19 protein-coding genes are annotated in these 21066 nt (G+C 65.4%); 4 read left to right on the top strand and 15 right to left on the bottom strand.

The window, feature by feature from the left end; translation table 11 throughout:
* Positions 1–110: 110 nt before the first annotated feature.
* Positions 111–893 carry an NYN domain-containing protein gene (locus ACQR1Y_RS16600; RefSeq protein WP_434860859.1) on the bottom strand — a complete coding sequence of 261 codons (783 nt, stop codon included), beginning with the start codon at positions 891–893 and terminating at the stop codon, positions 111–113.
* 245 nt (positions 894–1138) lie between these two features.
* On the opposite strand from ACQR1Y_RS16600, the gene ACQR1Y_RS16595 reads away from it, so the two are divergent.
* The gene (locus tag ACQR1Y_RS16595) at positions 1139–1537 is read left to right on the top strand and encodes a hypothetical protein (protein WP_434875945.1); all 399 of its coding nucleotides are present in this window, start codon (positions 1139–1141) and stop codon (positions 1535–1537) included.
* A 40-nt stretch (positions 1538–1577) separates the two neighbouring features.
* Here ACQR1Y_RS16595 and ACQR1Y_RS16590 read toward each other — a convergent pair whose 3' ends face one another.
* On the bottom strand, positions 1578–2108 hold the full coding sequence (locus ACQR1Y_RS16590; RefSeq protein WP_434860861.1) for a 2'-5' RNA ligase family protein: 531 nt from the start codon (positions 2106–2108) through the stop codon (positions 1578–1580).
* A 756-nt stretch (positions 2109–2864) separates the two neighbouring features.
* Positions 2865–4706: a single-stranded-DNA-specific exonuclease RecJ gene (gene recJ, locus ACQR1Y_RS16585; RefSeq protein WP_434875944.1), complete on the bottom strand. Its 1842-nt coding sequence runs from the start codon at positions 4704–4706 to the stop codon at positions 2865–2867.
* 308 nt (positions 4707–5014) lie between these two features.
* Here recJ and ACQR1Y_RS16580 point away from each other — a divergent pair, with 308 nt between their 5' ends.
* Complete coding sequence (locus ACQR1Y_RS16580) at positions 5015–6100, top strand: methyl-accepting chemotaxis protein (RefSeq protein ID WP_434875943.1); 1086 nt, start codon at positions 5015–5017, stop codon at positions 6098–6100.
* Positions 6101–6110: 10 nt separating this feature from the next.
* Here ACQR1Y_RS16580 and ACQR1Y_RS16575 read toward each other — a convergent pair whose 3' ends face one another.
* From ACQR1Y_RS16575 to ACQR1Y_RS16555, 5 genes are all read right to left on the bottom strand, one after another.
* Positions 6111–6830: a haloacid dehalogenase type II gene (locus ACQR1Y_RS16575; RefSeq protein ID WP_434860864.1), complete on the bottom strand. Its 720-nt coding sequence runs from the start codon at positions 6828–6830 to the stop codon at positions 6111–6113.
* 123 nt (positions 6831–6953) lie between these two features.
* Entirely contained in the window at positions 6954–7955 is a 1002-nt protein-coding gene (glpX, locus tag ACQR1Y_RS16570) for a class II fructose-bisphosphatase (protein WP_172109193.1), read from the bottom strand.
* Between the two features lie 204 nt (positions 7956–8159).
* On the bottom strand, positions 8160–9476 hold the full coding sequence (locus tag ACQR1Y_RS16565) for a homoserine dehydrogenase (protein WP_434875942.1): 1317 nt from the start codon (positions 9474–9476) through the stop codon (positions 8160–8162).
* Between the two features lie 36 nt (positions 9477–9512).
* Complete coding sequence (locus tag ACQR1Y_RS16560) at positions 9513–10733, bottom strand: LL-diaminopimelate aminotransferase (RefSeq protein ID WP_434860866.1); 1221 nt, start codon at positions 10731–10733, stop codon at positions 9513–9515.
* A 222-nt stretch (positions 10734–10955) separates the two neighbouring features.
* Positions 10956–11192 (bottom strand): hypothetical protein, encoded by a 237-nt coding sequence (locus ACQR1Y_RS16555; protein ID WP_434875941.1) that lies wholly within the window; start codon positions 11190–11192, stop codon positions 10956–10958.
* 306 nt (positions 11193–11498) lie between these two features.
* On the opposite strand from ACQR1Y_RS16555, the gene ACQR1Y_RS16550 reads away from it, so the two are divergent.
* Complete coding sequence (locus ACQR1Y_RS16550) at positions 11499–13304, top strand: PHA/PHB synthase family protein (protein WP_434875940.1); 1806 nt, start codon at positions 11499–11501, stop codon at positions 13302–13304.
* Between the two features lie 73 nt (positions 13305–13377).
* Entirely contained in the window at positions 13378–13776 is a 399-nt protein-coding gene (locus ACQR1Y_RS16545) for an MAPEG family protein (RefSeq protein WP_434875939.1), read from the top strand.
* A gap of 3 nt (positions 13777–13779) precedes the next feature.
* Here ACQR1Y_RS16545 and ACQR1Y_RS16540 read toward each other — a convergent pair whose 3' ends face one another.
* The 7 genes from ACQR1Y_RS16540 to ACQR1Y_RS16510 all read right to left on the bottom strand — a co-directional run bounded on the left by ACQR1Y_RS16540 (position 13780) and on the right by ACQR1Y_RS16510 (position 21060).
* Positions 13780–14844 carry a LacI family DNA-binding transcriptional regulator gene (locus tag ACQR1Y_RS16540; protein ID WP_434875938.1) on the bottom strand — a complete coding sequence of 355 codons (1065 nt, stop codon included), beginning with the start codon at positions 14842–14844 and terminating at the stop codon, positions 13780–13782.
* On the bottom strand, positions 14826–15470 hold the full coding sequence (locus tag ACQR1Y_RS16535) for a ThuA domain-containing protein (protein ID WP_434875937.1): 645 nt from the start codon (positions 15468–15470) through the stop codon (positions 14826–14828). The genes ACQR1Y_RS16540 and ACQR1Y_RS16535 overlap by 19 nt, the downstream gene beginning before the upstream one ends.
* Positions 15471–15480: 10 nt before the next feature.
* Positions 15481–16578, bottom strand: coding sequence for a Gfo/Idh/MocA family protein (locus ACQR1Y_RS16530; protein ID WP_434875936.1), 1098 nt, complete (start codon positions 16576–16578; stop codon positions 15481–15483).
* Positions 16579–16600: 22 nt separating this feature from the next.
* Entirely contained in the window at positions 16601–17449 is an 849-nt protein-coding gene (locus ACQR1Y_RS16525; protein WP_434875935.1) for a carbohydrate ABC transporter permease, read from the bottom strand.
* A complete protein-coding gene (locus ACQR1Y_RS16520; protein WP_434875934.1) occupies positions 17442–18380 on the bottom strand; it encodes a carbohydrate ABC transporter permease in 939 nt (312 codons plus the stop codon). The genes ACQR1Y_RS16525 and ACQR1Y_RS16520 overlap by 8 nt, the downstream gene beginning before the upstream one ends.
* A gap of 1 nt (position 18381) precedes the next feature.
* Positions 18382–19641: an extracellular solute-binding protein gene (locus tag ACQR1Y_RS16515; RefSeq protein ID WP_434875933.1), complete on the bottom strand. Its 1260-nt coding sequence runs from the start codon at positions 19639–19641 to the stop codon at positions 18382–18384.
* Positions 19642–19932: 291 nt separating this feature from the next.
* Positions 19933–21060 (bottom strand): RNA ligase, encoded by a 1128-nt coding sequence (locus ACQR1Y_RS16510; protein ID WP_434875932.1) that lies wholly within the window; start codon positions 21058–21060, stop codon positions 19933–19935.
* Positions 21061–21066: the final 6 nt, after the last annotated feature.

Raw genomic sequence — 21066 nt, 5'->3', positions numbered from 1 at the left:
ACCGTGCTGCCGTTCAGCTCTGCGGGGGCGCGGTGATCCGCCGCGCCTTCGCTTGGCTCGCCATGACGAAGGAAATGGTCGGTGCCGAGCGCGGTCCGGCACCGGCATGATCACGATTTGGCTGTCTCGCGGGACGTCCTCGACGCTTTCGCCTTCGGCTGAGATCCATCCGCCGTCTTCACGCGGATGCGCATCGAGCCGCCCTTGGCCTGCTCGCCGATCTCGAACGCTCCACTCTTGCGCACGAGATCGCTGAGCTTCCGGCAGCCATAGGTGCGCGGATCGAAATCCGAGACGAGGTTGGCGAGCTGGGTGCCGACCACGCCGAGTTCGACCCAGCCGTCCTCGCTTTCGATCTGGCTGATCACCTTCTCGATGATCTCCGTCGCGGCGCTGATCGGCATCAATGATTTCGCGGCAGGCGCCGCATCCTTGCTGCTCGCTGCGCCGCCGCGCAGATTCTCCGTGTAGATGAACCGCCGGCAGGCCTGGCGAAAACTCTCTGGCGTCTTCTGCTCGCCGAAGCCGAACACGTCGATGCCCTGCTCGCGGATGCGCGCGGCAAGCCGGGTGAAGTCGCTGTCCGACGACACCAGGCAAAAGCCGTCGAAGCGGCCGCTGTGCAGCAGGTCCATCGCGTCGATCACCAGCGTGATGTCGGAGGCGTTCTTGCCGGTGGTGTAGGCGAACTGCTGCTGCGGCACGATGGCGTATTTGGCGAGCGTATCCGCCCACGGCCGCGAGCGCGGGCTGGAGAAGTCGCCATAGATCCGGCGCACGCTCGCCTCGCCGATCTTGGCGATCTCCTCGAACAGCCCGTCGACGATCTTGGCCGAGGCATTGTCGGCGTCGATGAGCACCGCAAGACGCGGCGAACGGGATTCGGAGGGCATTGCGTGTCCTTCTGACTCTGAGCTGGTTGCCTTATACCCGGCCCCGAGAGGCTTAGCCTGACAAACATCACGGCGAGATGCGAGAAATGGCAGAACATCCCGCCAGCTGCGGCTCAGCTACCCGCCGCTCACCATTTGTATACGAATAAATCCCGGGTTCCCACGGGTTTGGCGCGGCCGTTTTCACCTTCCTTTAATTTGCGATGCACAACGATGAGGCGACCGTTCGACCGGGTGCTCGTCCCATGATGAAAGAAGGTACCTACTCCGCCTGGTTCAAGACCCCGAGGGGCCAGGGGACCGGCATCGTGCAACTGGCCGCGGGCAAGGTCTGCGGCGGCGACGGCGTGCTGAGCTATAGCGGCAGCTACGAAGCTTGCGGCGATCGGTTCACGGCCATCATCAGGACGAAACGGCACGCCCCGGGACAACCGTCGTTGTTCGGCCCGGACGAACTGACCCTCTGCCTCGAAGGCTCCTGCCGCACGACGCCCTTGACCTGCTCCGGCCGAGCCGCAGAAGCGCCCGACATCCCCTTCGAGGCGTTCCTGCTGTACTCCTCACCGGACAATGCGCCTCCGCCGGCGCCGCGTCCGGCCCCGAAGTTCAATCCCGAGCAGCTGCCGAAGCCGATCTGGCGGTGAGTGTATCTACTGATTTCTGATCGTACCAAAGAGACCAGCATCAGACGAGCCTGTGCTCCGCCACGATCTGTACCGGCGGAAACGTCACACAATCGGCGACGTCAAACACGACCGAGAAAGGCTGGTCGAACGCGCGCGCAAATGCCATCGCGTCCGCACGTCGAGCATCCACGATCCGCGTGCCCAGCGTGCAGTGAGGCGTCCAGGCGCCGGGTCGATAATGCTCTCGACAGCAGGCCGGGTCGATTGCAGCCGAGATTGCCGCATGCCACTGCTGGAGGTCCTCGACCGATTCAGGGACAGCCCACAACACGAAGCGAGGATGCGCGAACCACGCGAGCCCGCTGAACTCGATCTTGAGCGGTCCGCCACCTCTGACGACCTCGCGCATGACTTGCCAAGCAACCGCGGTATCGATGTCAGGCGTTTCGTAGACCGCAAGAGTGAAATGCGGCCGATAACGGAGCCCGCGCATGGATGGCGCGTCCTCGAACGCAGCGACCCGATCCCAGAGCTCTTCGATCTTTGCCGAAGAAGCATCATCTGACCGGATATTGAGCGCGACGGCCATGCATGACTCCCCCTGCCGCATCGTTCCCCACATCTCGGCATAGCGCAACTTCGCGGAATCCGCCCGCGCAATCAGGCGGATGATCGAAGGCGTCTGCTCGCGATAAAATCTCCTCTTGCTTTTATTCCGAAATTCGGAAATACTGCTCGCGTCCTGTCCTCGTGAGAGGGGCGCTTCGCGATCGTCACGACCGTGGAGGATGGGATGCGGTGGCCGCTGATGTGTCGCAGCGTACTCGATGTGCGCGGACGAACGGCAGTTGGCGGACGTGAAATCGCGTGGTCCTGGCGCCCCGAAGCTGGCGCCAAGTCTCTTGGTCATGATGAGCCCGGAGGCGACGGTGGCTATCAAGCCGGACACCGGGGAGATCGCGTATAAGCGTTAAACCCATCGCGCAGGGAATGCCGGTTGAAACGGCTTTGCCTGTGGTGACTGCCGCCTGCTTTTTGTTTGCAGGCGGGCCATGGGTGAGGCCTTCACCCGGCATTCCCTGCGCCCTCTTTTTTCGTTGAGGGCTTCGATCGAGCATCACTCGGGCGCGAATGCGCGGCGAGATCGAACGGTCACGCTTGCGTTTGGTCGTGCGAGGCACGACACGCGCCACACCCTCCGCCGTCGTCCCGGCCTCCGAGCCGGGACCCATACCCACAGGGAGCAGTGTGAGGCAGAAGGGCAATGGGCATCTCGCTCTCACAACATCCGCCGCGGCGTATGGGTCCCGGCTCGGAGGCCGGGACGACAGCGGTGTTGGGACTGCTACCTGATCATCGCCGGACCATGATCCGGTACGGCGACATCGAGCACGCGCAGCTGCACGCGCTCGACGCCCTGATAGCGGTCGACGGTCAGCGTGCCCGCGACATGAAGCACCTGGCCGCGATGCTGCACCAGGGCATTGCCGAGCTTCTGGCCGACCGAGCGAAACGCGATCGCGTTCACGGTGGCGCCGTCGCCGGACTTGAAGCGCAGCTTGAGATGCGCCTGCCCGACCTCGTCGGCATAGACCAGCTGATGCGACGGCAGCGCCACGATCGGCTCGGGATTGCCGCTGCCGAAGGGCCCTGCGCGATTGAGCGTGTGGACCAGCTCGGGCGTTGCCGCGCGCGCGCTGATCGCGCCGTCGATCAGGATCTCGTTGACGTGCCGCGCCTCGGCGACATCGGCGGCGAGCGCGTTTTCGAGATAGGCGCGAAACTCCGCCAGCCGCTCCTTGCGCAGGGTGACGCCGGCCGCCATCGCATGCCCGCCGCCCTTCATCAGGAGGCCCTGCTCCACCGCGAGGCGCACGGCCTTGCCGAGATCGACGCCGGGAATGGAACGGCCCGAGCCGGTGCCGATGCCGCCCGGCTCCAGCGCGATCGCGAACGCGGGGCGCGCGAACTTTTCCTTCAGCCGCGACGCGACCAGCCCGACCACGCCGGGATGCCAGCCCTCGGACGCCGTGACGATGACCGCGCCCTTGTCCTCCAGGCCGAGCGAGGCCAGCGCCTCGGCCTCGGCCTGCGCCTCCGCATGCTGCTCGATGACACGGCGCTCGGTGTTGAGCCGGTCGAGCTCGGCGGCGATCCGCGCGGCTTCCGACACGTCGGTTTCCAGCAGCAGCCGCACCCCGAGATCGGCGCGGCCGATGCGCCCGCCGGCATTGATCCGCGGCCCCAGCATGAAGCCGAGATGCCAAGCCTCGGGCGGGCCGTTGAGCCGGGCCACATCCATCAGCGCGGTGTGGCCGACATGATCGCGGCGGCGCATCGCGATCAGGCCCTTGGCGACGAAGGCGCGGTTGAGGCCGACCAGCGGCGCGACATCGGCGACGGTGCCGAGCGCGACGTGATGCAGCATGCCGAGCAGATCCGGCTCCGGCCGCGTGCTGCTGAAGAAGCCGCGGCCGCGCAACTCGCGATTGACCGCGACCAGCGTCACCAGAGTGAGCCCGACCGCGGCGAGATGGCCGAGACCGGAGAGATCGTCCGGCCGGTTCGGATTGACCAGCGCATCGACCTCCGGCAGTTCCTCGCCGCATTGGTGATGGTCGATCACGACCACGGACATGCCGAGCCGCCGCGCCTCGGCCAGCGGCTCCAGGCTGGTGGTGCCGCAGTCGACGGTCACGAGCAAGGTCGCGCCCTTGCTGGCGAGGCCACGGATGGCCTCGCTGTTCGGCCCGTAGCCTTCGAAGATGCGGTCGGGAATGTGGATCAGCGGGTCGAGCCCGCAATGCCGCAGGTGCCAGGCGAGCAGCGCCGCCGAGGTCGCGCCGTCGACATCGTAGTCGCCGAAGATCGCGACTTTTTCGCCGTTCACGGCGGCATCGGCGAGGCGCTTGGCCGCGGCCTCCATCTGCGTCACCGTGAACGGATCCGGCATCAGCTTGCGGATGGTGGGATCGAGGAAGTCGTTGACCGCATCGAGCTCGACGTCGCGCCCGGCCAGCACCCGCGCCAGCATCTCCGGCAACTGATAGCGCTGCACGATCGCGAGCGCCCGCGCCGCGCCGCGCGCGTCCAGCCGGTCGCGCCACAGCTTTTTGGTGAGCGACAGCCGCACGCCGAGGAACGCCGGCGGGGCGCTCAGGGGCAAGGCAAGGGCGGACGGTGCCATCAGGCTACGGGCCTCGCGTATCGCATGGGCGATTCGAAATTGAGCGCCACGAATCTACAGCAACGCGCTGCGCGCGACAGGCTCCGAGACGGGAACCCACTGGAATCGCGATGCAACATCGGGGAAATCACAACCTGAGAGGGACAACTGATGAGATATAATGCGGCTTGCCTAAAATTACAGCTGTGTTCGGGAACGTGCATTAAACGCCCGTTAGGCGAACTCTCGGACATTTCAATCAAATGATACCGACTGATTGCTCGCAGTCTCCGCATCGACCGAGACAGCGATGATATGGAGTTGTTTCAATGCTTTCCGCGACTGAGCTGAAGAACTCGCCCTCGATCGCTCCCTCTCCGGCGGCTCCCCAGGACGAAACCGACGTCGCCGCGCTGATTGCGCGGCTCACCGGGGAGGTCAACCAGATCGCCTGCGAGAAGACCAAGTCGATCCAGCAGATCACCAATCAGATGAAGATGCTGGCCCTCAACGCCCTGATCGAGAGCTCGCGCGTCGGCGCCCAAGGCGCCGGCTTTGCGGTCGTGGCGCAGGAGGTGCGCGCGGTCGGCCAGCAGGTCGAGACCATCGCGCGCGAGCTCGAAGGCCAGCTCACCACCCGCACCGGCAATCTCAAAAGCTCGATCGAGCGCATGACGGAGCGCGCCCGCGGCGAACGCATGGTCGACCTGGCGCTGAACGCGATCGAACTGATCGACCGCAATCTCTATGAACGGACCTGCGACGTGCGCTGGTGGGCGACCGATTCCGCGGTGGTCGACTGCGCCGCTGCGCCGGATGCAGACCGCGTCGCCCATGTCTCCGAACGTCTTGCGGTGATCCTCTCCGCCTACACGGTCTATCTCGATCTCTGGCTGTGCGACCCTAGCGGCAAGGTGATCGCGAACGGCCGCGCCGACCGCTACAATGTGGTCGGCCAGAGCGTGGCCGACACGAAATGGTTTCGCGAGGCGCGCGGCCTGCGCTCCGGCGACGACTACGTCGCCGGCGACGTCGAGTGCCAGCCGCTGCTCGGCAACGCCCAGGTCGCGACCTATTGCGCGTCGGTGCGCGAGAACGGCCAGGCCCATGGCAGGCCGCTTGGCGTGCTTGCCGTCCATTTCGATTGGGAGGCGCAGGCGCGCGCGATCGTCCAGGGCGTGCGCGTCAGCGAGAGCGACAAGGCCCGCGCGCTGCTGGTGGATTCCAGCCATCGTGTCATCGCGTCCTCCGACGGCCAGGGCATCCTCAGCGAGCGCGTCTCGCTGAAGCTCGACGGCAAGCGCAGCGGCTTCTACCAGGATGCATCCGGGCGCATGGTCGCCTTCCACGCCACGCCAGGCTACGAGACCTACAAGGGCCTCGGCTGGTACGGCGTGATCATGTCGGGCGCGTGAGAACGGAGGATCAGCAGCCGAGCCGGTCGGCGATGCCGTTGAAGTCGGCGGCCACGATGTCCCAGGCGCCGGTGGCCTCGAAGTCGCGGTTCTGCAGCGGACCGTATTCGGTGGGACGCGCGACGAAGGCGGTCTTCAGACCGTAGCGCTGGGCGGCTTCGAGATCATTGTTGTGCGCGGCGACCATCATCACCTCGCCGGGCGCAAGGCCGAGCAGACGAGCTGCGCCGAGATAGGTCTCGGGATCGGGCTTGTAGTGCTCGAACAGCTCGGCGGAGAGGATCAGGTCCCACGGGAGCCCTGCGAACTTCGCCATGTTGGTGAGCAGCGCGACATTGCCGTTGGAGAGCGGCGAGATGATGTATCTGGACTTCAGCCGGGTCAGCCCGGCGACGCTGTCGGCCCACGGATGCAGCCGGTGCCAGCCGCGCGTCAGATAGTCGAGATCGGCCTCGGTCAGGCCGGCGATGCCGAGCTTGGCGACGAGCGTCTCGAGCGAGCGCCGGTGCAGAACGTCGAGGATGAGATAGCCGCGCTCGGGATGCCTGCGGACCTCGTCCATCGAGCCGGCATAGAGCCCGCGCCAGCCATCGACCAGCGCGGTCCAGTCGCCCTGGATGCCGCGCTTGGCCGACCACGCCGTGAAGTCGTTGATCAGGCTGGTGCGCCAGTCGACGACGGTGCCGAACACGTCGAACACCAGCGCCTTGACCATGGACAGATCGGACATGCTGAACCACTCTCCGACTTTGTCATTCCGGGACGCGTGCGAAGCACGCAGACCCGGAATCGCGACTTGCGAGCTCGGGATTCCGGGTTCACGCGTCGCGTGCCCCGGTATGACGGGCCAGGATTAGTCGAGGTGGAACTTCTCGAGCTGCCGGTGCTCGGCGCGGATGTAGCGCACGGTGCCGGTGACCGAGCGCATGACGACGGTCTCCGTCTCGATCACGCCGTCCTTGCGGAACTTGACGCCCGAGAGCAGCGAGCCCGTGGTGACGCCGGTGGCCGCGAACAGGCAGTCGCCGCGGGCCATGTCCTCGATGCCGTAGATCATCTTGGGGTCGCCGACGCCCATCTTGTGGGCGCGCTCGCGCTTCTCCTCGGTGTCGAGAATCAGGCGGCACTGCATCTGGCCGCCGATGCAGCGCAGGGCGACCGCCGCCAGCACGCCCTCGGGGGCGCCGCCAGTGCCGAGATACATGTCCACGCCGGTGTTGTCGGGGTCGGCGCAATGGATCACGCCGGCGACGTCGCCGTCGGTGATCAGGCGGACGGCGGCGCCGGTCGAGCGCACGCCCTGGATGATGTCGGCGTGGCGCGGACGGTCCAGCACCAGCACCGTGATCGCGCCGGGCTCGACGCCCTTGGCCTTGGCGAGGCGGCGGACGTTGTCGGCCGGGCTGGCATCGATGTCGACCACGCCCTTGGCGTAGCCGGGCCCGACCGCGATCTTCTGCATGTAGACGTCGGGAGCATGCAGCAGGGTGCCGCCATCGGCCATCGCCATGGTCGCGATCGCGCCGGGCATGTTCTTGGCGCAGAGGGTCGTGCCCTCGAGCGGGTCGACCGCGATGTCGACCTTCGGGCCGGCGTTCAGGCCGACCTTCTCGCCGATATACAACATCGGCGCCTCGTCGCGCTCGCCCTCGCCGATCACGACCGTGCCCTCGATCGGCAGCTTGTTGAGCTCGCGGCGCATCGCGTCGACCGCCGCCTGGTCGGCCGGCTTCTCCTGGCCGTGGCCCCGCAGCCGCGCCGCCGACACCGCCGCCCGCTCGGTCACGCGCACCAGCTCCAGGGTCAGGATGCGCTCGAGCAGCAATTGTTGCGGGACGGAAATCTGCGTCGACATCGGTCAACTCCTCAAGACGTCAAGGCGGCTCAGCGCCATCAAATTCTACCAGCCGGAGGTCGCCATCGCAGGCGGCTCACGGTTCAGCGGGATGGCCTGAATGGCCGCTCCTCGCCTCTCGATTCCACCGGTTTGAGCATGAACCTAACCCAAACGCCACGCGTTTGTTTGAGCAGGGACAACCGGTTCCCTGTGCATCCCAGGCTAATTTTTCTCGATCCGGATCACCTGCGGCTTGCCGCTGATGACCTTGTCGCGCTGCACCGCCTGGAGCGCCTTGTGCACGGCGTCCTCATGCGTCGCGTAGGTGATCAGGATCACCGGCACGGGACCGCCCTTGGCGCCCGTCTTGAGTGGCTCGCTACCAGGAGGATGGCGCTGCACGATCGACTCGATCGAGATCTTCTGCTCGGCCAGCCGGGTCGCGATCGTCGCGGCGGTGCCGGCGTGGTCCCGCGCCATCAGGCGGATGTAGTAGCCGCCCTCGTGCCGCTCCATCGGCGCCTTCTCGGTCGCCTGCAGCTTGTCCACCGGGCGTCCGAACGGCGCGGCGCGGATGCCGCGGGCGACGTCGGCGATATCGGCCACGACCGCGGACGCGGTGGCCGCGCCCCCTGCTCCCGGCCCGACGAGGGTGATCGGCGGAATGCCTTCGCCGTCGATGGTGACCGCGTTGGTCACACCCATGACCTGGGCGATCGAGGAGGATTTCGGCACCATGGTCGGATGCACCCGCTGCTCGATGCCCTTGGCGGTGCGCACCGCGACCCCCAGCAGCTTGACGCGGTAGCCCAGCTCGTCGGCGGCCTTGAGATCCTCGGGAGCGATCGAGGAGATGCCTTCGACATAGATGGATTTCTCGGCCACCTGGGTGCCGAAGGCGAGGCTCGCCAGGATCGCGAGCTTCTGCGCGGTGTCATGGCCATGGATGTCGAACGACGGATCGGCTTCGGCATAGCCGAGCCGCTGCGCGTCCTTCAGGCACTCGTCGAACGACAGGCCCTCCTGCTCCATGCGGGTCAGGATGTAGTTGCAGGTGCCGTTGAGGATGCCATAGACGCGGCTGATGCCGGTGCCGGCGAGGCCCTCGCGCAAGGTCTTGATGACCGGAATGGCGGCGCCGACGGCGGCCTCGAAATTCAGCGCGCCGCCAGACTTCTCAGCGGCCTTGGCGAGCTTGAGGCCGTGCTTGGCAATCAGCGCCTTGTTGGCGGTGACCACCGACTTGCCGGCCTTCAGCGCGGTGTCGATAGCCGACAGCGCGGGATCACCGGAACCGCCCATCAGCTCGACGAAGCAGTCGACTTCGGGATCGGCGGCCAGTGCCAGCGGATCCTTCGCCCACTTGATACCCGCGAGATCGATGGCGCGCTTCTTCTTCGACCGCGCCGTCACGGCCACGACCTTCACGGGACGTCCCGTCCGCTCGGTGAGCACGCGCCCCTGCTGCTCGATCAGACGAACGACTTCGGCACCCACGGTGCCGAGGCCCGCGATGCCCACTCTGAGGGGTGCGACCATGGAATCAAAGAACCTGCAGCAAGAAAAACGGGGGACTCAGCGCCGGTTGGCGAGAGGAACCACGTTGTGCAACGTTTCGATGCCGCTTTCAAGGAAGCGGCGAACGCCGCGAGCGGCCTGCCGGATGCGCTGCTCGTTCTCGACCATGGCAATACGGACATAGCCCTCGCCGTGCTCGCCGAAACCGACGCCCGGAGACACCGCGACGCCGGATTTCTCGACCATCAGGGTCGCGAACTGCATGCTCCCGAGGCTCTTGAACTTCTCCGGCAAAGGCACCCAGGCGAACATCGAGGCCTCGGGCGGCGGGATCTCCCAGCCGGCGCGGCCGAACGACTCGACCAGCGTATCCCTCCGCTTGCGGTAGACGTCGCGCATCTCGCGAATGCAGTCGTCGGGACCGTTCAATGCGGCCGTCGCCGCGACCTGAACCGGCGTGAACGCGCCGTAGTCGAGGTACGACTTCACGCGCGCCAAAGCGGCGATGATGCGCTCATTGCCGACGGCAAAGCCCATGCGCCAGCCGGCCATCGAATAGGTCTTCGACATCGAGGTGAACTCGACCGCGACATCCATCGCGCCCGGCACCTGCAGGACCGACGGCGGCGGGTTGTTGTCGTCGAAATAGACCTCGGCGTAAGCGAGGTCCGACAGAATCAGGATCTCGTGCTTTTTCGCGAATGCGACGAGGTCGCGATAGAAGTCGAGGCTCGCGACATAGGCGGTCGGATTGCTGGGATAGCAGACGATCAGCGCCAGCGGCTTCGGAATCGAGTGAATGATCGCGCGCTCGGCCGCCTCGAAAAACTGCGGCGTCGGCTCGGCCGGCACCGAGCGGATCACGCCGCCGGCCATCAGGAAGCCGAAGGCGTGGATCGGATAGCTCGGGTTCGGACACAGGATCACGTCGCCCGGCGCGGTGATCGCCTGCGCCACGTTGGCAAAGCCTTCCTTGGAGCCGAGCGTGGCCACGATCTGGGTGTCGGGGTTCAGCTTCACGCCGAAGCGGCGATCGTAATAGGCCGCCTGCGCGCGGCGCAGCCCAACGATGCCGCGCGACGCCGAGTAGCGGTCGGTGCGCGGCTTGCCCAGGGTCTCCTTGAGCTTTTCCAGCACATGCGCCGGCGCCGGCAGGTCCGGATTGCCCATGCCGAGGTCGATGATGTCGGCCCCGGCGTTCCGCGCGGCCGCCTTGGCCCGGTTGACCTGCTCGAACACGTAAGGCGGCAGACGGCGGATGCGGTAGAAATCTTCCATGGGTCTCTCGGCTCCAGCAACCGGGGGCGGGTCAGCCAGCAAGGCTGGTGCTGCGTCGCCGCGGACCGCGCAAATAAACCAGCGCTAGATCAGAAGTTTAGCGCGGGCTTACAGCTGGGCTGGCGACGACACGCGACGCTGTTGATTCCGGTGTTTTATCATGGTCGCCGCGCCGCGCCAGACAATTGCGCCGTCAGGACCGGCCGATTGCCCATCGTTTGGTCATTTCGGCTTGGCGCTCGTGGCCGCCGAGGCCTGCCGGTCGCGGGCAGCCAGCAGCTCCTTCTGGATCCTGGCCCGCTCCTCTGGCGAGATCGTCGCCCCGTCCCGATCGCGCGGCACGTCGTTCACCGGCAGATAGTCCCCGGGCTCCCGCGGCCGGGCAACCGCCTCGGCGTCGAGCGAGGGCATATCCGCGATCTGGCTGGAGCACGAGGCGAGCGCGAGCGCGGCGCACATCAACGCCACTCCCGCCACGGCACGCCTCGCCGCTGTCCAGCCCCGCCCCACCGGCATCCCGCCCAGCTCCCCTTCGGCGTCCCACGACGCCACCCACGCAACCCGGCACATTTTGCCGCAGCACAACCGCTTGTCACTCGAAACCTTGGCGACTGAACAGGATTTTTGCCCAGATGCGACGGAAAGGTGACGAAAGCAAGAAGCTTTCCGCAACGCAACACGCAGAAATCGAATTAACTGCAAACTCCCGCATTGTTGATCTCGCGCGGTGACGAAACGAATTCGACGCGATAGTGTAATCAGGCCATGACCGACGTTCAGAACAAGACCAATTCAGAAAAGACATTCGATGCGGAAGCCTTCGCGATGAACATCGCGAAAGCCATGGAAAGCAGCGGAAAGGCGTTGTCCGCCTACCTGAAGCCGCGCGAGACCGGCGAGGTTCAGGACCGGCCGCCGACGGAGCTGACGGAGGTCGTCAAGTCGTTCACGGCTGTCGCCGACTACTGGCTGTCGGACAAGGATCGCGCCAGCGAAATCCAGACCAAGATGGCGAAGGGCTATCTCGACCTCTGGGGCTCGGCCGCGCGACGTCTCGCGGGCGAGGAAGCGCCGCCGGCGATCTCGCCGTCGCCGCGCGACAAGCGTTTTGCCGATCCCGAGTGGAAGTCGAACCAGTTCTACGATTTCGTCATGCAGGCCTACCTGCTGACGACGCAGTGGGCGCAGGACCTCGTCCACAATGCCGAGGGGCTCGATCCGCGCACGCGCAAGAAGGCCGAGTTCTACGTCAACCAGATCACCAATGCGTTGGCGCCGTCGAATTTCGTCCTGACCAATCCCGAAGTGATGCGGCAGACCGTTGCTTCGAGCGGCGACAATCTCGTGCGCGGCATGCAGATGCTCGCCGAGGACATCGAGGCCGGCAAGGGCACGCTGAAGATCCGCCAGTCCGACCCGGCCAATCTCGAGGTCGGCGTCAACATGGCGACGACGCCGGGCAAGGTGATCTTCCAGAACGAAATGATGCAGCTGATCCAGTACGCGCCGGCGACGGAGAACGTGCTGCGCACTCCGCTGCTGATCGTGCCGCCCTGGATCAACAAGTTCTACATCCTCGACCTGCGCCCGGAAAAATCCTTCATCAAATGGTGCGTCGATCAGGGGCTCACCGTGTTCGTGATCTCCTGGGTCAATCCCGACAAGTCGTTGGGGACCAAGACCTGGGAAGACTACATGAAGGAAGGTCCGCTCACCGCGATGGACGTCATCGAGAAGGTGACGGGTGAGATGAAGGTCCACACGATGGGCTATTGCGTCGGCGGCACCATGCTGGCCACGACCTTGGCCTGGCTCGCCGACAAGCGCCGCCAGCGCGTGACCTCGGCGACGTTCCTTGCCGCCCAGGTCGACTTTACCCATGCCGGTGACCTCCTGGTGTTCGTCGACGAGACGCAGATCTCGGCGCTGGAGCGCGACATGCAGGCCTCGGGCGTGCTCGAGGGTAGCAAGATGGCGATGGCCTTCAACATGCTCAGGTCGAACGACCTGATCTGGTCCTATGTCGTCAACAACTACCTCAAGGGCCAGCCGCCGCAGGCGTTCGACCTGCTGCACTGGAACTCGGACGCCACGCGGATGTCGGCGGCCAATCACTCCTACTACCTGCGCAACTGCTATCTGGAGAACCGGCTGACCCAGGGCACCATGGTGCTCGACAACACCTTGCTCGATCTCTCCAAGGTGAAGGTGCCGGTCTACAATCTCGCCACCCGCGAGGACCACATCGCGCCGGCGGACTCCGTTCTCTACGGCTCGCAGTTCTTCGGCGGCCCCGTGAAGTATGTGCTGTCGGGCTCCGGCCACATCGCCGGCGTCGTCAACCCGCCCTCCTCCGGCAAGTACCAGTACTGGACCAACGACCAAATCCACGACATCTCGCTGAAGGACTGGATGAAGGGGGCGCAGGAGCACAAGGGCTCGTGGTGGCCGGACTGGCGCGAATGGCTCGGCCAGCTCGATCCCGAAGAAGTTCCCGCGCGCAGCATCGGCAGCGAGGCCTATCCACCGCTCGAGGATGCGCCCGGCTCGTATGTCCGCGTCCGCGCATAGCGTCATCAGCCGCGATTGACTATAACCGCTCCGTCCCGCCGGGACGGGACGGTAATCAGTTGAGGGGATCTCGATGACGCGCGAACTGTTCTGGCTGACGCTGACGGTCATTCTGACCGGCCTGCTGTGGGTTCCCTACATCCTGAACCGCTGCCAGGTCCGCGGCCTCACCGGCGCCATGGCCAACCCCTCCCGCAACGACAAGCCCCACTCGGCCTGGGCGAATCGGCTGATGTTCGCGCACGACAATGCGGTCGAGAACCTCGTGATTTTCGCGCCGCTGGTGCTGATCCTGAACGCGATCGACTACTCGACCAAATGGACCGTGCTCGCCTGCGCCGTCTATTTCTGGTCGCGCGTGGCTCACGTCATCGTCTACGCGATCGGACTGCCCGTGTTCCGGACGCTCGCCTTCGTGGTTAGTTTCGCCGCCCAGGCCGTACTGGCGATCGCGATCTTCGGCTGGCTGTGATCTCTACGGCAGATTGTCGCGTAGGAAGATGTCGATGCGGATGCGCTCCTGATCGGGGCTGATCGGCTCGCCCGAGCAATGGGCGAGCAGGACGCGCGCCGCCGAGCGCGCCTCGTGGCCGGGATCCTGGTTGATGATCGCGTCCAGCGTGCCGCGCACCAGGAAGCGTCGCGTATGCTGGGTCAGCTCATGAGTGATCCACACCACCTCGCGCGCCCGGCCCGAGGCTTCCAGCGCATCGGCGATGCCGCGATTGCCGGCGCCGCAGCAATAGATGCCGCGGAGGTCGGCATGGCGCGCGAGCAGCGCGGACGTCAACTCCCGCGTGCGCTCGCTGTCGTCGCGGCCCTCGATTACGGGCAAGGCGCGCAGATTGGGATACTCGCTCGACAGGATCTGGTTGAAGCCGAACTGCCGCTCCGCATGATCACGCAGCGACAGCGATCCGGCGATGACCGCGACGGTGCCCTGCTGGCCCCCGAGATAGCGTCCCATCAGCGTGGCGGCGGTTCGTCCCGCGGCCGGATTGTCGATGCCGACATAATGCAGACGGCGCGAACTCGGCGCGTCCGACACCAGAGTCACCACCGCAACGCCGCGCGCGGTGAGTTCGTCGATCGCGGCGCGGACACGGGGATGATCGAGCGCGATGACGGCAACGCCCTGATAGGCCGGCGACAGCGTTTCCAGCGCACTTGCCAGCACGTCCGGATCGAACACGTCGACGTGGAGGATGTCGATGAAGCCGCGCTGGCCGGCCAGCCAATCCGCGGTGTGCCGGACCTGCTCGGTCAGGCTGGTCATGAAACTGTTGCCGCCGGTCGGCAGCACGAAGGCGAAGCGGAAGCTCTGTCCGCGCGCGAGCCGCGCGGCGGCGATATCGGCGCGGTAGCCAAGCTTCGCCACCGCGGCCTCGACGCGGGCCACGGTCTTCGCCCTGACACCCTCGCGCCGGTTGATGACGCGGTCGACGGTCGCGAGCGACACGCCTGCCGTCCGCGCGACATCCTCGAGCGTGGCGCGAACGGGCGCCGGGGGCGCACCGGCTGTCACTCGCGGGCCGCCCATAGCATGCCGCGGGTCATCAACGTGCGAATCTCCGGCACGTCGAGCTCATAGGCACGATGGCCGAGGGAGGAATAGAACACGCGGCCGGAACCGTACCGCTTCTTCCAAACCACGGGCATCACGACACCCTCGATCCAGGGGGCGTGCTCGCCGCTGAAGGTCGTGGTCGCCAACACCTCGTTGGCCGGGTCGACATGCATGTAATACTGCTCGGACCGATGCTCGAAACTCGTCAGTCCCTTCATGATGGGATCGTCCGGCCTGGTCAAGTCGACCCGGTAGTCGATGATGTTGCCGGGATGCGCGACCCATTGCCCGCCGCACATGAACTGGTAGTCGACGGAGTCACGGAAGGCGTCGCCCATGCCGCCGTGATGGCCGGCCAGGCCGACGCCGCTGCGCACCGCGGCGCAAAGGTTGAGTGCCTCAGCTTTCTCGATCTTGGACATCGTATAGATCGGAATGATCAGCGAGAGATCATGGATGGCCGGATCGGCGAACGCCGCCGTCGTAGTCTCGATCCGGACCTCGAATCCTTCGGCCTTCAGCCAGCCCCGGATCATCGACGCACAGAGATCCGGGTCATGCCCGGCCCAGCCGCCCCATACAATCATTGCCTTGCGCATATGTCCGTCCTCAGTCGATCTGTCCGGTGTCGCGTCCCGCCGGCAGCATCGCCGGCCGCTCGACGCGGCTCTCGATCCTGACGCGGCGGCCTTCATTGGCGGAGGTCTGGAACGCCTCCATCACCTCCAGCACGTGGAAAGCCAGCGCGCCGCTGGCGCGATGCGGCCGGTCGTTCAGGATTGCGGTGGCCATGTCGGCCACGCCGATCGAGCGAAATTCACCGTCGACATGCCCGTGCGTCAGCGGCATCGTCTCCCAGTCGCCGCCGGTCTTGGCGACCTGCACCTCACCACCGAACCGATTGGGATCGGGTACCAGCATGCTGCCGTTGTCGCCATAGACCTCGATCGGCGCATGCCGGTGCTTCGGCACATCGAAGCTCATCGTGACCGACACCACTGCCCCGCTCTCGAATTCGAGCGTGCCGGAAACATGCGTCGCGACCTCGACGGGGATCAGCGTGCCGTTCATCGGCTGGCTCGTGACCAGACGCTCCGCCCGCGGGCGCGCGGTCGAGCCCATCACGCTCGCGACGGGACCGAGCAGCTGCACGAGGTCGGTGATGTAGTACGGCCCCATGTCGAGCATCGGGCCGCCGCCGCGCAGGTAGTAGAAGCCCGGCGCCGGGTGCCAGCGCTCATGCCCGGGACAGCCGAAGAAGACGCTGCCGGCGACCGGCGTGCCGATCGCGCCGTCGTCGATCAGCTTGCGCGCCGTCTGATGCCCGCCGCCGAGAAACGTGTCGGGCGCGCAGCCGACGCGCAGGTTCTTCTGCGCGGCCAACTCGATCACCTTGCGCGCTTCGGTGACGTCGATGCCGAGCGGCTTCTCGGAATGAACGTGCTTGCCGGCATTGAGCACCGCGAGGCTGACATCAGTATGCGCGAGCGGCACGGTGAGATTGATGACGATCTCGATGTCGTCGCGCTTGAGCAGCTGGTCGACCCGCATGCCCGGCAGGCCGAAGGCGGCGCCCTGGCGCTCGGCTGCATCGCTGCGCATGTCAGCCAGCGCCTTGATATCGAGGACCGGGAACCGCTGTGCCGCCTTCAGATAGGCCGTGCTGATGTTGCCGCATCCGATGATGCCGATGCCGACGCGTCTCATTGCATTCTCCGTGATGGCAGGTTCATCCCTTGACCGCCCCCGACGTCAGGCCGGCAACGATGTGCTTCTGGGCCAGGAGGAACAGGATGATGGTGGGCAGGATGGTCAGGGTGATGAAGGCGAGGATCAGGTGCCATTCGGACGAATATTCGCCCTGATAGACCATGATGCCGAGCGGCCAGGGATACAGCGCATCGGTGTTGAGCATCACCAGCGGCAGCAGGTAGGCGTTCCAGCTGTTGACGAAGGTGATGGTGCCAACCGTGGCCAGGATCGGGCGCGACAGCGGCAAGGTCACGTAGCGGAAGAATTTCACGTAGCTGCAGCCGTCGACCAGCGCGGCTTCGAGCAGCTCGTAGGGGATGTCCTTGAAGAAACGCCGTAGCAGCAGCACGCTCATCGCGAGACTGAACGCGACCTGCGGCAGCGCCACGCCAAAATAGGTATCGAGCAGGCCGAGGTCGCGCACCTTGATGAACAGCGGCAGCACCGCGGTGGCCGCTGGGAACAGCAGCCCCAGCGTCAGGTAGCTCAACAGCATCGAGCTGCCGAAGAACCGGACATGGGCGAAGGTGAACGCCGCCATGGAGGCGACGATCAGGGTCAGGATCACCGTGAGTGTCGAGATGATCAGCGAGTTGCGCAGCAGCTGCCAGTAGCGCCCGGAGAACAGGATGTCCGCATAGTTCTGCCACTCCCAGTGCTGCGGCAGGCCGAACGGATTGACGCGCAATTCGCCCAGCGACTTGAAGCCGCCGAGGAAGGTCGCGAGCAGCGGCACCAGCACGAAGATGGCGACGAGTGCCATAAATGCCGCCTTGAACAGTGCGGCGGGATCGAACGGCTCTCTCGTCGTCTCCGCCCTATTCATCGCGCATGAACCATCGCTTGTAGGTGAAGGCAAAGGTCACGCAGATCACGAACAGGATGACGCCGATGGCGCTGCCGTAGCCGACGCGCATGCGCGAGATGCCGTTGTTGTAGAGGAAGCTCACCATCGTGTTCGACGAGTCGGCCGGGCCGCCGCGCGTCAGCGGCATCACCAGGTCGAACAGCTGCAGCGAGCCGATGATGGCGAAGAACACCGAGAGCCGGATCGTCGGGTAGAGCAAGGGGATGACGACATGGCGCAGGCTCTGCGTCCGTGTCGCGCCGTCGATCCGCGCCGCCTCGATCAGGCTCTTGTCGATGCTCTGCAGCGCAGCGATAAACAGCATCATGTGGAAGCCGAAATACTTCCAGACGATCACGATCAGCACGGCCAGCATCGCGGTGTCAGTGGATGCGAGCAGATGCGGCGGCTCGGCGCCGAAGCTGCGCCAGATCGAGGCGACGAGCCCGTAATCGCCGTCATAAACGAAGCTGAAGATCAGCCCGGTGGCGATCTCGGCCAGGATGTACGGCATGAAGAACAGCATCCGCAGCGCCACCGCGCCGCGAAAGCGTTCCGCCAGCATCAGGGCCAGCGTCAGCGCCAGCGGCAGTTGCACGCACAGCGAAACCGCGATGATCAGGCCGTTGTTGCGGAGCGCGAGCCAGAACGCGCGCGTCTCCAGCACGAAGCGGTAGTTGTCGAAGCCGATCCAGTTGGTCGGCCGGCCGAAGCCGTTCCAGTTGAAGCCGGAATACCAGGCGGCCTCGCCGATCGGCAGCACCACGAACAGCGTGAACAGCAGCAGTGCCGGTGGCAGGAACAGGATGATCACCGTGAAACGGCCATCCCAGCTCGGGCCGCGGCTCGCCTGCGCGGCCAGCGGCGGCCGCGCGACCTGCAGCGACGACGTACTCGCGATCGGACGCACCTCAGTTGCCCTGCTTGCGCGCCGCCTCGATCGCCTTCGCCGCGTCCTGGGGACTCATGCTGCCGCCCGCGATCTCCGCGGAAACGTCGTTGACGACACGACCGACCGACGGTCCGAGGCTCTGGTCGTAGAAGTTCTGGTGATAGTTCGACTTCGCCAGATTCGACGCAATCTGCTTCATGAAGGCGTTGTTGAGGCCGGCGTCGGCGCCCTGCACCACCGGGACGATGAAATTGCCGGCCGCAAGCCGCGTCTGCACATCCTTCGAGATGAAGGTCTTCAGGAAGTCGACCGCCTCCTTCGGCGAGCCTTTGGTGACCAGCCAGCCGGTGATGCCGCCGAGCGTATCGGTCGGCGCGCCCTTGCCGCCGGCCACGGTCGGGAAGTCGAACCAGCAGATCTTGTCCTCGCCCAAGCCCACCTTGTCGGCCGCGAGCGCCCGCTGCAGGTTGTAGACCGAGCTGATCGCCAGCGTCATCGCCGCCTTGCCGTCGCCGAAATAGCCAACGGCCTGCGGGTTCTTGAAACCGAGGAAACCGTTCTGGAACGGCTGGAGATCGACCAGCTGCTTGAACATCTCGCCCGACTTGACGAAGGTGTCACCGGCGAAGCCGCCATTCTCGCCGCGCAGCGCTGCATCGAAGGCCGGCTTGCCGCCGATGCGCACCGCAAGATGCGTCCAGTAGAAATGCAGCGGCCATTTGTCGGCGCCGCCGACGACGATCGGCGTGACACCCGCGGCCTTCAGGGTCTTCACGGCGCCGAGCAGATCGTCCCACGTCTTGATGGCTGCGGGATCGACCTTCGCCTTGGCCATCAGCTCCTTGTTGCAGACGAAGCCGACCTGCGACAGCGCGGTCGGCAGACCGTAGACTTTGCCATTGTCGCTGAAGGCCGCGAGCGCCGCTGGAGTCAGGCTGTCGCTGTAGCCCTTCACCTGGTCGGTGATGTCCTCGAGAACGCCGGCTTCGATCTGCGCCTTCAGCACGCCGCCGGCCCAGCTATAGATGATGTTCGGCCGGTCCTTGGACTGCAGGATGGTCGGCAGCTTCGCCTTGTAGGCCTCGTTCTCGAGGAACTGCATCTCGATCTTGGTGCCCGGGTGCGACGCCTCGTAGGCGCGCGCCACCTCCTCCCAGATCTTCACCTGGGCCGGATTGACCTCGATGTGCAGCCATTTGACGGTGGTGTCGGCAACGGCGGCGGTGCCCGCAAGCACGCATGCGGCCGCAGCGACTCCCAGCTTCGCGAGCAGTCTCATCAGAATCCTCCCAACCATTTTGTTTGTTGAGGTAATCCTGTCCTCAATTTTTGAGGTGCGCAACTAAAATTCTGACCTGACAACCTCACGTCTGATGAAGCTTCGCGCGTGCAGCACGATTGCGCGATGCACAATGCGCACGCGAGATCGTGCCGACGTTGTCAGTCGAACTGTTGCTGTGAGGACCAGGGGCATGCCCGACAATCAGCAGCACGCCGCGCTGGCGCGGGCGTGCTGCTTCGCTCGCCAACGGCCGGCCCGGCTCCCTGCACGCGCGGGGCCGGCCCCGCCTCAGCCGTCGAGGGCGTCGATCAGCGTTTCGTCGACCAGCGGACGCAGGCTGAAATCGTCCTTCAGACGCGTGCGTCCGTACCAGTCGAGCAAGGTAACCTCCTTGCCGAGATAGCGCTGCATCGCCAGGCCGAACAGCGGATGGTCCTTGTTGGCGATCGCAAAGCTCTTGCGGTCGAGATCGCGGTCGCGCTGATAGATGGCCTCGATCTCATCGAGGAAGCCGGAGAGCATGGTCTTCAGACGCGCCTCGACCTCATTCACCGCGGCCAGATCGACGCCTGCTTCGACCAAGTGCCCCTTGACGTCATCCAGTTCCTCGTTGAGCGCCAGCCAGGCGATGTCGCGCTCGCGCAAGAACGACAGGCTGCGATGGATGCGCAGGTACCAGGGGCACTTGATCTTGACCATGTCGCCGTTGGCGAACTGGATGACGTAGCCTTCCCTGCCCTCCATATCAGTGAGCGAGTCGATGGCCGCCGCAAGCGACAACCCGTCGAAACGATGCACCAGCGGAACGCCGTGGCTGCCGATCAAGTCATGAACGGCATGGCCGCTGTCCAGCATGACATACTGGCCGGTGACGTTGTCGCGCACATGCAACAACCGCAGCTCGGGCTGATCCTGCGCGACGACGATCCGGGCGTCGGGATGGGTCAACTCGAAGATCGCGGTCATGCCGGCACTTGCGATTTCCTTGGCGAAGGCGTCGATGCCGGCGTGCTCCGGCCGGTCCAGCAGCTGAGCCGCCAGACGAACCACATCGGAGTTGAACGACTTCTTTGACCGCCACTTCAGCTGATCATCGACCCAGGCCGTCGCGACCATGCTGCCGTCGAGCTTGTCGTAGATCGCGACGATATCGTCGCGCGAAAGCAGCCGGTCCGGCGCCAGCCATTCCTTCTCGCCGACATTGAAGAACTTGTGCAGCGGCCGCGACACGATGTGGCCGGCGCGGTCGAACGCGATGCCGCGGCACTCCAGCGCCTCGGGAGAGTCGAAGGTCTTGGAGTCCATGAACAGATAACAGCCGAGCGTGATGCCATTGGGCTGGGAGAGGAAACGGATCTCCTTCTTCCCGGCGACCGCGGGCTCGACGTCGGAAATATACCGAATGGTCTTGAACATCGTTGC

Origin of the sequence: Bradyrhizobium sp. HKCCYLRH3099 (genome assembly GCF_051167855.1) — a bacterium.
Classification (GTDB): domain Bacteria; phylum Pseudomonadota; class Alphaproteobacteria; order Rhizobiales; family Xanthobacteraceae; genus Bradyrhizobium.
The sequence above is the reverse complement of the archived record's forward strand: the minus strand, read 5'-3'. Positions and strand labels throughout refer to the sequence as shown.

What these genes read in the sequence shown, in the direction of transcription:
- ACQR1Y_RS16600 (WP_434860859.1), bottom strand. Translation starts at nt 893, where the DNA reads ATGCCCTCCGAATCCCGTTCGCCGCGTCTTGCGGTGCTCATCGACGCC.
- ACQR1Y_RS16595 (WP_434875945.1), top strand. Translation starts at nt 1,139, where the DNA reads ATGATGAAAGAAGGTACCTACTCCGCCTGGTTCAAGACCCCGAGGGGC.
- ACQR1Y_RS16590 (WP_434860861.1), bottom strand. Translation starts at nt 2,108, where the DNA reads ATGGCCGTCGCGCTCAATATCCGGTCAGATGATGCTTCTTCGGCAAAG.
- recJ (WP_434875944.1), bottom strand. Translation starts at nt 4,706, where the DNA reads ATGGCACCGTCCGCCCTTGCCTTGCCCCTGAGCGCCCCGCCGGCGTTC.
- ACQR1Y_RS16580 (WP_434875943.1), top strand. Translation starts at nt 5,015, where the DNA reads ATGCTTTCCGCGACTGAGCTGAAGAACTCGCCCTCGATCGCTCCCTCT.
- ACQR1Y_RS16575 (WP_434860864.1), bottom strand. Translation starts at nt 6,830, where the DNA reads ATGTCCGATCTGTCCATGGTCAAGGCGCTGGTGTTCGACGTGTTCGGC.
- glpX (WP_172109193.1), bottom strand. Translation starts at nt 7,955, where the DNA reads ATGTCGACGCAGATTTCCGTCCCGCAACAATTGCTGCTCGAGCGCATC.
- ACQR1Y_RS16565 (WP_434875942.1), bottom strand. Translation starts at nt 9,476, where the DNA reads ATGGTCGCACCCCTCAGAGTGGGCATCGCGGGCCTCGGCACCGTGGGT.
- ACQR1Y_RS16560 (WP_434860866.1), bottom strand. Translation starts at nt 10,733, where the DNA reads ATGGAAGATTTCTACCGCATCCGCCGTCTGCCGCCTTACGTGTTCGAG.
- ACQR1Y_RS16555 (WP_434875941.1), bottom strand. Translation starts at nt 11,192, where the DNA reads ATGTGCGCCGCGCTCGCGCTCGCCTCGTGCTCCAGCCAGATCGCGGAT.
- ACQR1Y_RS16550 (WP_434875940.1), top strand. Translation starts at nt 11,499, where the DNA reads ATGACCGACGTTCAGAACAAGACCAATTCAGAAAAGACATTCGATGCG.
- ACQR1Y_RS16545 (WP_434875939.1), top strand. Translation starts at nt 13,378, where the DNA reads ATGACGCGCGAACTGTTCTGGCTGACGCTGACGGTCATTCTGACCGGC.
- ACQR1Y_RS16540 (WP_434875938.1), bottom strand. Translation starts at nt 14,844, where the DNA reads ATGGGCGGCCCGCGAGTGACAGCCGGTGCGCCCCCGGCGCCCGTTCGC.
- ACQR1Y_RS16535 (WP_434875937.1), bottom strand. Translation starts at nt 15,470, where the DNA reads ATGCGCAAGGCAATGATTGTATGGGGCGGCTGGGCCGGGCATGACCCG.
- ACQR1Y_RS16530 (WP_434875936.1), bottom strand. Translation starts at nt 16,578, where the DNA reads ATGAGACGCGTCGGCATCGGCATCATCGGATGCGGCAACATCAGCACG.
- ACQR1Y_RS16525 (WP_434875935.1), bottom strand. Translation starts at nt 17,449, where the DNA reads ATGAATAGGGCGGAGACGACGAGAGAGCCGTTCGATCCCGCCGCACTG.
- ACQR1Y_RS16515 (WP_434875933.1), bottom strand. Translation starts at nt 19,641, where the DNA reads ATGAGACTGCTCGCGAAGCTGGGAGTCGCTGCGGCCGCATGCGTGCTT.
- ACQR1Y_RS16510 (WP_434875932.1), bottom strand. Translation starts at nt 21,060, where the DNA reads ATGTTCAAGACCATTCGGTATATTTCCGACGTCGAGCCCGCGGTCGCC.